11 protein-coding genes and 1 pseudogene are annotated in these 12,411 nt (G+C 45.3%); 10 read left to right on the top strand and 2 right to left on the bottom strand.

Translation table 11 applies throughout. The annotated features are described in order from the left end of the window. Window positions 1–8: 8 nt before the first annotated feature. Together AC5W14_RS02315 and AC5W14_RS02310 are read right to left on the bottom strand one after the other, a co-directional pair. Window positions 9–461, bottom strand: coding sequence for a GNAT family N-acetyltransferase (locus AC5W14_RS02315; RefSeq protein WP_496059214.1), 453 nt, complete (start codon window positions 459–461; stop codon window positions 9–11). Window positions 462–551: 90 nt separating this feature from the next. Beyond that, window positions 552–1,397: a Cof-type HAD-IIB family hydrolase gene (locus AC5W14_RS02310; protein WP_496059215.1), complete on the bottom strand. Its 846-nt coding sequence runs from the start codon at window positions 1,395–1,397 to the stop codon at window positions 552–554. A 163-nt stretch (window positions 1,398–1,560) separates the two neighbouring features. Between AC5W14_RS02310 and ctaG the strand changes: the two genes are divergently transcribed. The 10 genes and pseudogenes from ctaG (at window position 1,561) to carB (ending at window position 12,411) form a co-directional block, all read left to right on the top strand. Beyond that, window positions 1,561–2,478, top strand: a complete 918-nt coding sequence (gene ctaG / locus AC5W14_RS02305; RefSeq protein WP_496193606.1) for a cytochrome c oxidase assembly factor CtaG — start codon at window positions 1,561–1,563, stop codon at window positions 2,476–2,478. Between the two features lie 36 nt (window positions 2,479–2,514). Beyond that, a complete protein-coding gene (locus AC5W14_RS02300; protein WP_496059654.1) occupies window positions 2,515–3,111 on the top strand; it encodes an SCO family protein in 597 nt (198 codons plus the stop codon). 14 nt (window positions 3,112–3,125) lie between these two features. Continuing rightward, on the top strand, window positions 3,126–3,299 hold the full coding sequence (locus AC5W14_RS02295; protein WP_496059217.1) for a hypothetical protein: 174 nt from the start codon (window positions 3,126–3,128) through the stop codon (window positions 3,297–3,299). A 15-nt stretch (window positions 3,300–3,314) separates the two neighbouring features. Further along, window positions 3,315–3,626, top strand: a pseudogene (locus AC5W14_RS02290) (peroxiredoxin family protein); the annotation flags it as partial. A 238-nt stretch (window positions 3,627–3,864) separates the two neighbouring features. After that, window positions 3,865–4,896, top strand: a complete 1,032-nt coding sequence (gene argC / locus AC5W14_RS02285; RefSeq protein WP_496193605.1) for an N-acetyl-gamma-glutamyl-phosphate reductase — start codon at window positions 3,865–3,867, stop codon at window positions 4,894–4,896. Between the two features lie 27 nt (window positions 4,897–4,923). Then, a complete protein-coding gene (gene argJ / locus AC5W14_RS02280; protein ID WP_496059219.1) occupies window positions 4,924–6,156 on the top strand; it encodes a bifunctional ornithine acetyltransferase/N-acetylglutamate synthase in 1,233 nt (410 codons plus the stop codon). 11 nt (window positions 6,157–6,167) lie between these two features. Beyond that, a complete protein-coding gene (argB, locus tag AC5W14_RS02275; RefSeq protein ID WP_496193604.1) occupies window positions 6,168–6,944 on the top strand; it encodes an acetylglutamate kinase in 777 nt (258 codons plus the stop codon). Between the two features lie 16 nt (window positions 6,945–6,960). Beyond that, the gene (gene argD / locus AC5W14_RS02270; protein WP_496059221.1) at window positions 6,961–8,136 is read left to right on the top strand and encodes an acetylornithine transaminase; all 1,176 of its coding nucleotides are present in this window, start codon (window positions 6,961–6,963) and stop codon (window positions 8,134–8,136) included. Window positions 8,137–8,159: 23 nt separating this feature from the next. Beyond that, entirely contained in the window at window positions 8,160–9,242 is a 1,083-nt protein-coding gene (locus tag AC5W14_RS02265) for a carbamoyl phosphate synthase small subunit (RefSeq protein ID WP_496193603.1), read from the top strand. After that, window positions 9,235–12,411: a carbamoyl-phosphate synthase (glutamine-hydrolyzing) large subunit gene (carB, locus tag AC5W14_RS02260; protein WP_496193602.1), complete on the top strand. Its 3,177-nt coding sequence runs from the start codon at window positions 9,235–9,237 to the stop codon at window positions 12,409–12,411. The genes AC5W14_RS02265 and carB overlap by 8 nt, the downstream gene beginning before the upstream one ends.

Below are 12,411 nucleotides of genomic sequence, written 5' to 3'. Positions count from 1 at the left end.
CAGGCTTATTAAAAGCGGAAGCCGTACCGTTTAGACACAACATCATAAAAGCCTAAAGAGTTATAAAGAGCTTTCGTTGCTTCATTGTTGATCCCGGTTTCAAGCTCGATCCCTTTTAACTCATTGTTTTCGGCCCAATAAATAATTTTAAGGAGCATTTTTTTAGCGATTCCTCTATTTCGATGATTTTTATCAACAAATAAATCATTCAGCCAGATGTACTTGCCGCCCTTATCAAGGGAAATAGAAATATTCATAAAAGCCGCGCCCAGTATCGCTCCGTCTACATCAGCCACAAACAAATGGGCATTGGAGCCTTCTTCGAGTGTCAGGTGAATGGAATTAATCAGCAGTTCGTATGCATTATCAAGACCGATGGATTCCATCTGCCCCATAAGCAGATCGGCTACATTTTTAATCATTTCCTCGGAGGCGTCTTTGGGAACTTCGTATACTATCATGTGCTGGCTCCTTTCTTAAGCGTTTACTTTTTCCTTCATTATTCTACCACAGGAAAATGTTTTTCTCTGCAGAAAAATAAAAGCAGGTGATTAACCCTGCTTGTTTGTCTGAATGGAAAATTCAGAAAGTCCGAGCTTTTTATTCAGGTAAACGGCGATTCCATCTTCTTCATTGCTTAATGTTACTTCATTAGCCGCGTCTTTTAAATCATCAATAGCATTGCCCATTGCCACACCGAAACCGGCTTCGCTGATCATCTCTAAATCATTGTCCTCATCACCGAATGCAATGACATTCTCCATTGGAATGTTGTAGTGGGATGTTATTCTGCGCAGCCCCTCTGCTTTATTGTTGCCGGTGTTAATAATTTCAATCATATGATGCGGGGCCCCCCAGGAGCGCTGTTCAATGGCCTGGGAATGGTTACCGGACAGTAGTTCTTTTAGTTCTTCGGCATGATTTTCTTTAGGGTACACAAGCAGCGAGGTTGGATCTTTCTGCAGGAGCCGGCTCAGGTCTCCAAATGCTGCAGGCGTGCCCCCCAGTGCAAATAAATCAATAAACTGCTCATCGTAATCATCCAGAAATACATCATCGGCGACTTCAGCCATCATGTTATTTACTTTGAAATAGCGGCAGGTTTCAATAATTTTCCGTGCTGTATCAAGCTCGAGCGGCGAATGGTGTATTGAAAATCCGCTGTTACCTGGATGATGGACGTAAGCTCCGTTAAAATTGACGATTGGACTCTTTAAACCAAGCTGCTGGTAGTACATTTTGCTCGCGCGGTACGGACGTCCGGTTGCAATAGCTACTTCATGGCCTGCCTTTAAGGCTTCTTTAATAGCAAAGTAGGTTTTGGTGGAAATGGTTTTATCCTCTTTGAGCATCGTGCCGTCCAGATCAATTGCAATTAGATATTTTTCGTTTGTCATGTTAATCCCATCTTTCTTCTATAAAACTAGTAATTAATTTCCCTGCTTTTCTGTGCTAAAATATAATGGAAACGTTTTATTGGGTTAAAGCTGCTCAGCGTTTGAACCACTGTTTTCTATTTTACTGCAGGAATGGCAGAAAGAAAAGAAAGGCGGGATAGAGTTGCAGGATTACTTCTCCATGTTCTCCTTCCGGGCTGTATGGACACCAGAACTTATTATCATACTTATCCTATTCATTTTTTTATATTACCGGCTTGTTTATTCGAAGGTACAGGCAGAACACATAGAATCCCTGAAAACAAAAAGGCTGGTTTATTTCGGAGGGGCGCTGACAGCAGTTTACCTGGGCTGGGGGGGACCGCTGTATACAGCGGGTCATTCCATTATGACATTTCATATGGCGCAGATGGTGCTTGTTTACTTTATAGCGGTACCGTTGTTTATACTTTCTGTTCCTCCTGAAGTCTGGAAAAGCATCCTCCAGCGCTTTCAAGGCCGGCCGGCCCGGATAGGATCGCACGTTTTCCATCCGGTCACCGCGCTGCTGTTGTTTAATGCATTATTTTCTATTTATCATCTGCCCGGGGTGTTTGATTATTTAATGCAGGCTCCCATTTATCATGATCTTTACCAATGGATGCTTTTTGGCGCCGCTTTTCTAATGTGGTGGTATATGCTGGCTCCAGTTCCGACCACGAATCAGCTGTCTGAATTAAAGCGGATTGCTTATATTTTTGGAAACGGTATTCTTATCACGCCGGCCTGTGCCCTGATTATCTTTGCAGGCTCGCCAATGTATGAAACGTATACCAACGCTGCTGTGTGGTCCAGCGTCATGGCTTACTGCCTGCCGGCAGGAAGCGAAATGCCGGCAGGGCTGGCGAGTACAGCGGGCGGAGGGCTTCAGTTTATGCAGCCCCATACAGATCAGCAGCTCGCCGGCGTCATGATGAAAGTAATGCAGGAGTTTGTGTACGTATCTACGATTGGATTTGTATTTAAACAGTGGCTGAGCAGAGAAAAGCAGCAGGATGGAGAGCTTTCCATCAGCGATATTCCTGTCCACCCGCAAAAATAACAGCATGAAAATACTGGAGTGAAAAGCGTGCGTCGAATGTTAGTAACGAGTGTATGGTCAGCAGCAGTTTTATTTCTTGGAGGATGCAGTTTTTTATTCTCCGGGGCGGAACCGGAAAACGGGACCGATTTAACAGAAGCCGATATGATGATAGAAGACTTTGCCTATACAAACCAGGATAATGAAACAGTGACCAATGAAGATCTGGAAGGAAGCTACTGGGTCACGAATATGATTTTTACCAACTGTCCGACGGTCTGTAATTTAATGACCCCGAACATGCTGAGCCTGCAGGGCCAGCTTGAGGAAGAGGAAGCCGGTATTCCTCTTGTTTCCTTTACTGTCGACCCTTCAAACGATGATCCGGAAACTTTGAAAGCATACGGTGAAGAATACGGAGCCGACTTTTCCAGCTGGCACTTTCTGACGGGATACAGTGATGAAGAAATGCAGGCGCTGGCCGGAGAGTCATTTTTAAGTACCGTAGAAAAAGATGAAGAGAATGAAGACATTATCCATCCGACAAGCTTTTACCTCGTAAATCCGGAAGGCCAGATTATCCGGAGCTATGACGGACTCGATAATGATACCGATTTAATTGCAGATGATGTACAGGCATTAGTTAACGACTAAAGGAGAATCAATCCATGCATAATGTAAAAAAGAACTCATTTCTTGTCTTATTGTTTTCCGCAGTATTTCTGCTGGCTGCCTGTGGAGGCGGACAGGACATTGTATTGCAGGATCAATCCGGAGAAGAAGTATCCGTTTCAAGCAATGACAGGCCAATCGTATTTTTCCATTTTACAGGTGTTGATTGAGGGGCCTGCCAACAGCAGCTCGTGCAGCTGCAATTACAGCAGGAAACCTTTCAGGATCTTGATGCAGATATATATGGATTAAGTACCGATTCACCGGAAAATCACGCTTCGTTCCAAACATCCGCCGGGCTCTCTTATTCGCTGCTTTCCGACCCGGACATGGAAATTATTGAAAAGGCAGAGATGCAGAACGGCAATACGTCTTTTCGCGGCTATTCGGTCTTTGATGAAAATGGAGAATTTCTTCACTCTGAACAAAACGACTTATTTGGCCAGCAGGCACCGGCTATTAAAGAACAAGTAGAAGCGGTATTAGAAGAACAATAAAAGAATCCCGGGCGGGGTTCTTTTTTTACTGTCATTTTGTATATTTTAGTGCATATATGTATAAGCGAATAAAAGAAATTAAGAAAGATAACGTGTAAAAAAACTCTGTAAAACGGAGAAAGTCAAGTGAAATCAATTAACGAAGGGTTAATATAAAAATACAGTTGCATTAATATATATTCACATCTATAATAAAAGATACAAGAAAATGTATAAAGATAAAACGAGGTGCAAATTTATGAAAACTGCTATTATCGGCGCTACCGGCTACGGCGGCATAGAATTGATCCGCCTGCTTTCCAATCATCCTGATGTTACACAAATAGCTGTTTTTTCTTCTTCCCAGCAGGGAGTGAAAATGACAGACAGCTATCCTCATATAAGTGAACGATTTTTTGAAAGCCTCCAGGATATATCGATAGAGGCGCTGCAGGGGTTTGATGTTATATTTCTTTCCACCCCTCCAGGTGTTTCCGCTGAATGGAGCAGCAGGCTTTCAGCCGCAGCAAAGGTGATCGACTTGTCCGGAGACCTGCGGATAAACGATCCTGCAGCATACGAAAAATGGTACGGACGCGGAACGGCTTCACAGGACGTTCTCGACAAAGCAGTCTACGGCTTGAGCGAGTGGAACCGCAGCCAGATCAAAGAAGCGCAGGTTATAGCCAACCCCGGCTGTTATCCGACGGCTGTTCTGCTTGGCATGATTCCGCTCGTCAAGTCAGGTGCTGTTGAGCCAAGTACGATTATTATTGATGCCAAGTCCGGTACGACGGGAGCAGGACGTTCAGCGTCGGCTATGACACACTACAGCGAAATGAATGACAATTTAAAAATATACAAAGTAAATGAGCATAAACACATTCCGGAAATTGAACAGGAACTGGCTGGATTTTTAAATGAAGAAGTTACTATTACACTCAGCACTCATCTGGTCCCGATGACCAGAGGGATGATGGCAACCATGTATGCCACGGTACCGGAAGGATTTGACGAACAAAAGATAAAAGAAATAATGGAGTCGACGTATAAAGATACCCCTTTTGTCCGGGTCAGACCGCATAAACAAATGCCTTCTACAAGAGAAGTGAATGCGAGTAACTTTTGTGATATTGGCTGGGTATATGATGAAAGAACAAAACGGCTGACTATCGTTTCGGTTATAGATAATTTAGTTAAAGGTGCATCGGGACAGGCGGTACAGAACATGAATATTATGTTCGGTCTGGAAGAAACAGCAGGATTAACCGGCCTCCCGGTCTTTCCGTAAGCTTTGAACAAAAAAGGAGAGAACAAAATGGATACGGCTTCTTCAACAGAAAAAATTATAAAATTGGACGAAGGAAGCATTGTTTCGCCGAAAGGGTTTAAAGCGGACGGGCTGCACAGCGGTGTGAAGAAAAAGCGCCGGGATCTGGGCATCATATATTGTGAAACCCCGGCCGCGAGCGCCGGTGTGTATACGTTAAATAAAATACAGGCGGCTCCTCTCTATGTAACGAAAGAAAGCATTGCCGAAGAAGGTCTGCTGCAGGCCATTATTGTTAACAGTGGAAATGCCAATTCCTGTACTGGAGAGGAAGGAATGCGCGACGCCTATAAAATGAGAGAAGAAGGCGCCCGGGCGCTGGGGATTCCGGTGAACCGTGTAGCTGTCACTTCAACGGGAGTTATTGGGGAAAAGCTTGATATGGAAAAAATTATTCCTGGTATCCATCAGTTAAAGCCGCAGGGAGCGTTTTCTTCCGCAGATGCATTTAATGAAGCAATTATGACAACCGACCTCGTAAAAAAACACAGCTGCTATCAAACAGAAATCGATGGAAAAACTGTTACGTTCGGGGGAGTTGCTAAAGGTTCCGGCATGATTAATCCGAACATGGCTACAATGCTTGGCTTTGTAACAACAGACGCCAATATAGAGCCGCAGTATCTCCAGGCGGCGCTCTCAGAAGTAACCGATCAGACGTTTAACCGTATTACCGTAGACGGTGACACTTCCACCAATGATATGGTAGTCGTCATGGCAAGCGGCCAGGCAGATAATCAGGCACTGCACCCCGGACACAGCCAATGGGGCACTTTTATAGAAGCGCTCTGCAAAACGAGTGAAGACCTCTCCAAGAAAATTGCACGCGATGGGGAAGGCGCCACTAAACTAATTGAAGTGAATGTGCGCGGCGCGAAAAGCGAAGAAGAAGCGGGAAAAGCGGCTAAACAAATCGCCGGATCAGACTTGGTGAAAACAGCCGTATACGGAACAGATGCGAACTGGGGCAGAATTATTGTAGCGCTTGGATACAGCGAAATCGATTTAAATCCAGACACAATAGATATATCATTAGGTACGATTCAAACACTTAAAAACAGTACACCTGTTGTGTTTTCGGAAGAAAACGCCAAGCGTTATCTCGAACAGGATACTGTACAAATATTTGTAGATCTGCACGTCGGAACCGCTGCAGGAAAAGCATGGGGATGCGATCTGACCTATGAATATGTCAGAATTAATGCCGGATACCGAACATAAAGGAGACCATCATGAGAGAAGTAGTTATCGTTAAATGCGGCGGATCTACAGCATCAGATTTAACACCGGCGTTTTTTGAATCCTTAAAATCCATGAAAGACAGCGGACTGTATCCAATTATTGTTCACGGCGGAGGCCCTGCTATTAATGCGATGCTGGAGAAACTGGATATTCAGTCGGAATTTGTGGACGGACTTCGAAAAACGACCGAACCGGTTCTGGATACGGCAGAAATGATACTGTCAGGAAAAATGAATAAACATTTAGTATCAGAAATTCAGAAAACGGGCATAAAAGCTGTTGGGCTTTCAGGTGTCGACGGAGAGTTGCTGCTTGCCGATAGTATAAACGAAGAAAAGCTGGGGCTTGTAGGAGAAATAAAGAAAGTGGAGACATCTCTGTTGGATGTAGTAATAGAATGGGGAGCCATTCCAGTCATTGCTCCAATTGCTGCAGATGGCAATGGAGGCAGGTTGAACGTAAATGCCGACAGTGCAGCTTCCTCCATAGCAACAGCCATGAACGCATCACAGCTCTTATTTATTACAGACGTAAACGGAGTTTATGTTAATAACGAACTGATCCAGGAAATGAACGAGGAAAAGATAGAAGAATTAATTCAGAGCGGTGTGATCTACGGAGGGATGGTTCCAAAAGTAAAAGCAGCGCTGGCAGGCTTGAAAGGTAATATAAAAGAAGTCGTTATTGCCGGAGCTCATGGAGAACGTACCACATCCGAAGGGTTTATTGATGGCACAACGATCGTAAAAAACCAGCTGAACAGCTGATCAAAGGAGGCTTATTATGAACCCGCAGCAGACAAAACAGACAAACGAAGAAAGCACCCTGTTTCCTACGTATAAAAAATGGGAGCTCACCTTTGAGTCAGCAGAAGGATCTTATATCACAGCTTCCAACGGCCAGACTTATCTGGACTGTATGGCAGGAATTGGTGTGGTTAACTTAGGCCACAAGCACCCTGCCGTTTTAAAAAGCGTAGAGGAGCAGCTGCACAAAGGCTGGCATGCATCCAACTTTTTTCAATATGAGGGTCAGGAAAAAACAGCACAGCTTCTGACAGAACAGTCATCCGGAGATATTGTGTTTTTTGCAAACAGCGGCACAGAAGCCAATGAAGCAGCCATAAAGCTGTCCAGAAAATATACGGGACGTACGAAAATCATCAGCTTTGTCCAGTCTTTTCACGGCCGAACGTTAGGAAGTATGGCAGCCACCGGCCAAGAGAGTATTCATCAAGGTTTCGGTCCTATGCTTCAAGGGTTTGAATACCTGCCGTATAACGATGTGAATGAACTGGAGAGTGCCATCGATGAGGATACGGCGGCCGTTATGGTGGAGCCGATACAAGGAGAAGGAGGGGTTGTCCCCGCTTCTTCCGAATTCCTGCAGGCGGTAGAATCGCTTTGTAAAAAAAATGGAGCGTTATTCGTAGTAGATGAAGTCCAGACTGGTATCGGCAGAACCGGAGCCTTTTTCGCCTACGAGCATGCAGGGGTTTCTCCTGACATTATAGTTGCTGCCAAAGGACTGGGGAATGGTTTCCCGGTAGGAGCTATTATTGGAAAGAAGTATTTGGAATCAGCTTTTGGACCTGGTACGCATGGAACGACGTTTGGAGGAAATCCGTTAGCTATGGCTGCGGCTCAGGCTACGCTGGAAACAGTGCTGGCAGAAGATATTACCGGACAGGCAGCGGAAAAAGGAGCCTTCTTGATGGAGGAGCTGGAAAAGAAACTCGGCCACTCCGACAAAGTAAAAGAAATCCGTGGAAAAGGGCTGATGGTTGGAATAGAACTTCATGAACCAGCAGCCGGATATATTATGAATATTCAAAAGCAGGGAGTTCTTATGATAGGAGCGGGACCCAACGTTATCAGACTGCTTCCGCCGCTTACGATAACCAAAGAAGAACTGCAGCAGGCGGTAGCTGCTATCGCATCCGTGTTAAATAATAATTAAAAGAAAAAAGGAGGATGGAGAGCATGCAGGGACATATTACGTTGGAAAACGGCGAAATATTTGAAGGAGAACTACCGGAAGGCTTTAATGGCAGAACGTATGGAGAAATTGTCTTTTTTACAGGAATGACCGGATACCAGGAGGTGCTGACCGATCCTTCCTTCTATGGACAAATTGTTGTCTTTACGTATCCACTGATTGGAAATTACGGTATTAATATAACAGATAATGAAAGTATCCATCCTCAACCGGCCGGTATTGTCGTTAGCACGGCTTCTGCAGAAGCCACGCATTACGAATCCGAAATGACATTCTCCGAAGCAGCAGCAAAAGCAGGCATTCCTGTTATCAGCGGAGTGGATACAAGAGCGCTTGTGCAGAGTATCCGTGAAAAAGGGGATATGGGAGCCGTATTGGCAGAACATCCGGTTAAAATCCAGGAAATGACATATGAACCTCTCGGAGATAAAATGGTTATGGATGACGTCTCGGTCACTCAGTCAGAATCATTTGGAGAAGGACATTACCATGTGGTATTAGTGGATTTCGGCTACAAGCGTTCTATGGTTAAGCGTCTTAATGAAAGAGACTGCAGGGTAACGGTAGTCCCTTTTGATACATCAGCCGATGACATAAAAAAGCTTGCGCCGGACGGCCTGTTATTTTCCAACGGACCGGGAAATCCAAAGCAGGTGGCTAAATACCTCCCTCATTATAAAGCACTGGCAGAATCATATCCGACACTTGGCATTTGTCTTGGCCATCAGCTGCTGGCACTCGCTTTTGGGGCGGACACTGAAAAACTCCGTTTCGGCCACCGGGGAGCAAATCAGCCTGTACAGGATATGGACTCAAAAAAAGTATTCATGACGTCTCAGAACCACAGCTATGTGGTAAAGGAAAACACGATTGATACAAATGAATTCATTGTAAAATACAAAAATATTAATGACGGGTCTATTGAAGGGCTCTCCCATAAATCGCACACTATCATTACCGCGCAGTTTCATCCGGAAGCCCACCCGGGCCCGGCAGACAGTGAAGAAATTTTTGATGCATTTGTGGAAGTCCTTCAGACTAAAGGGAGCGAAAAATCCTATGCCTAAGCAGGAAAACATCAAGAAGGTTGTAGTGATCGGATCAGGTCCGATCATTATCGGCCAGGCAGCAGAATTTGATTATTCAGGCACACAGGCCTGTCTTGCCTTAAAAGAAGAAGGAATCGAAGTTATTTTAATTAACAATAATCCGGCCACCGTGATGACAGACGATTTCTGTGCTGATAAAGTATATTTTGAGCCGTTAACCGTTGAATCAGTGGAACGAATTATTCAAAAAGAGAAGCCTGACGGATTTCTTGCAACACTTGGAGGGCAGACCGGCCTTAACCTCGCTCTGGCACTGGATGAGCAGTCTATACTGGAAAAGTACGACGTGAAGATGCTCGGTACGTCAGTTGCTTCGATTAAGCAGGGAGAGGACAGAGAGGAATTTCGTTCTCTTATGCATAAACTCGACGAGCCGGTGCCGGAAAGCACGATCGTTTCTACCGTACAGGAAGCTTTGGACTTTGCTGACGAGATTGGCTATCCAATCATTGTACGGCCTGCCTATACGCTTGGCGGAGGCGGGGGCGGAATTGCTTCGGATAAAGAGGAACTTGCCTATATAGCTTCGGGCGGCCTGGAAGCAAGTCCGATTCACCAATGTCTGGTAGAAAAAAGCATTGCCGGTTTCAAAGAAGTAGAATATGAAGTGATGCGGGACGCCAATGATACGTGCATCACGGTATGTAATATGGAAAATATTGACCCGGTAGGAGTTCACACAGGGGATTCCATCGTCGTGGCTCCTTCCCAGACGCTGACGGATGTAGAGTATCAAATGCTTAGAGCTTCTTCACTGAAAGTCATTCGGGCACTTGGAATCGTCGGCGGCTGTAACATTCAGTTTGCGCTGGATCCGGACAGCAAGCAGTACTACCTGATTGAAGTGAATCCACGGGTAAGCCGTTCTTCCGCGCTTGCATCCAAAGCAACAGGCTATCCTATTGCAAGGATGGCTGCCAAAATCAGCGTCGGCTATCACCTGCATGAACTGATTAATCCAGTAACAGGACATACGTATGCAAGTTTTGAACCTGCTTTGGATTATGTAGTAGTGAAATTTCCGCGCTGGCCGTTTGATAAATTCGCCTATGCCGACCGCAGTCTGGGAACCCAGATGAAAGCAACGGGAGAAGTAATGGCTATCGAACGAAATCTTGAAGCGGCGCTGCAAAAAGCAGTCCGGTCTCTTGAAATTAAACTGGACGGCCTGTCAATGCCGGTATTACAAGGGCTGGATACAGAAACGTTATATACAAAACTGCATGAACAGACAGATGAGCGATTCTTTATTATTATGGAACTGCTTCGTCATGGAGAAACGATCGACTCGATTCATCAAAAGACCAATATCGATTTGTTTTTCCTGCGTTCGTTTAAACAACTGATCGATCTGGAAGCACAGATTAAGCAGACCGAGTGGCAGAATATCGACAAAAAACAGCTGCTGGCCTTTAAGAAAAAAGGTTTTACCGACAGCTGGATGAGCCGCCAGTGGAACTGTGCGCCACTCGACATTTATGAGCAGCGCAAAAGCTGGGGCGTACTGCCTACTTATCACATGGTAGATACATGTGCCGCAGAATTCACAGCGGAAACGCCTTACTATTACTCGAGCTGGTACAGCCGCAGTGATAGACAGCCCGAAAAGAAAGACAATAAAGTGATCATTCTGGGATCCGGCCCGATCCGTATCGGGCAGGGAATTGAATTTGATTACTGCTCGGTTCACGGCGCACGAGCTTTAAAAGAAGCGGGCTATGAAGCGGTAATCATCAATAATAATCCTGAAACAGTCAGTACCGATTTTGAAATGGCGGATCACTTGTATTTTGAGCCTATCTCGTTGGAAGACGTGCTGCATGTAGCGGCAGAGGAACAGACAGATAAGGTGATTGTACAGCTGGGAGGCCAGACCGGCATCTCGTTAACCGAAGAGCTGGAAAAAGCCGGCATGACTATTCTCGGCACTTCCTTTGACACGATTGACAAGCTGGAAGATAGAGGACGGTTTTATGAGCTGATGCAGGAAGCAGGCGTTCCTCATATTCCCGGAGTAACAGGGGAGAACAAAGCAGATGTGATAAAAAAAGCAGCGTCCGTCGGCTTTCCAGTGCTTCTGCGTCCGTCATATGTAATCGGCGGACAGGGCATGACGATCCTGACGAAAGCGGAGGAATTGACCGCTTATTTGAATGAAGAAGCACAGACGATTGAATACCCTATTCTTATTGATTCTTATCTGCCCGGCATAGAACTGGAAGTAGACGTTTTAACAGATGGAGAAGATATATACATCCCGGGAATATTTGAACACGTGGAAGAAGCCGGTATTCACTCCGGGGATTCCATGGCGGTAACACCTCCATTTTCTATCAGCGGGGAAGTGAAAGAATTAGTCGTAGAACATGCCCAGAAGATTGCCCGTTCCATTGACTTTAAAGGAATCTTTAACATTCAATTTGTGTATGACAAAAATACACTTTATGTGATTGAAATCAATCCGCGTGCCTCCAGAACCGTTCCTGTGTTTTCAAAAGTGACCGGAGTGCAGATGATCGACGGCGCAGTGCATCTGCTTCTTGGACATCCGCTGAAAGAATGGACCGGAGGAAAAACAGGACTTGAGCAGGAAACCTCCTACTATACGGTGAAAGCACCTGTATTTTCAAATGACAAGCTGCCTGGTCTTGATCCTATTCTGGAAGCAGATATGAAATCGACGGGGGAATTAATCAGCATTGCTCCGACGGTGAAAGAAGCCTGCAACAAGGCGTTTGCCTGGTCGGAAAGTCAGATTCCGCTTTTATTTAAACAAAAAGGCAGCGTGTACTGTGATATTGAGGACAGCCAGCTTCCGGCCTGCATTGCCTCCCTGGAGAAATTAAAAGCCAAGGGCTGCAGCCTCGTGTTTGAGAAAGAAGCTTCGTCTTTTAATAAGTGGGTCCTGCAGGAAGACGCAGTCGCTTATATCAGCCTGCCGAAAACCGGCTTCAAAAATGGGAAAGATAAACGCCGGGAAGCGCTGAAGCAAAGAAAAACAATTATTACGAATGCAAGAACCCTGGAAGTGATGGTAGAAGCAATGGGGCATGCCGCTCAGGAACCATTGTCCATACAGGAACTGCTTGCAGGAGAAACAAATCCGATTGGAAAAGGGGTGTTGTAA

It is taken from the genome of Sinobaca sp. TMA16-18 (assembly GCF_059510535.1).
The sequence above is the reverse complement of the archived record's forward strand: the minus strand, read 5'-3'. Positions and strand labels throughout refer to the sequence as shown.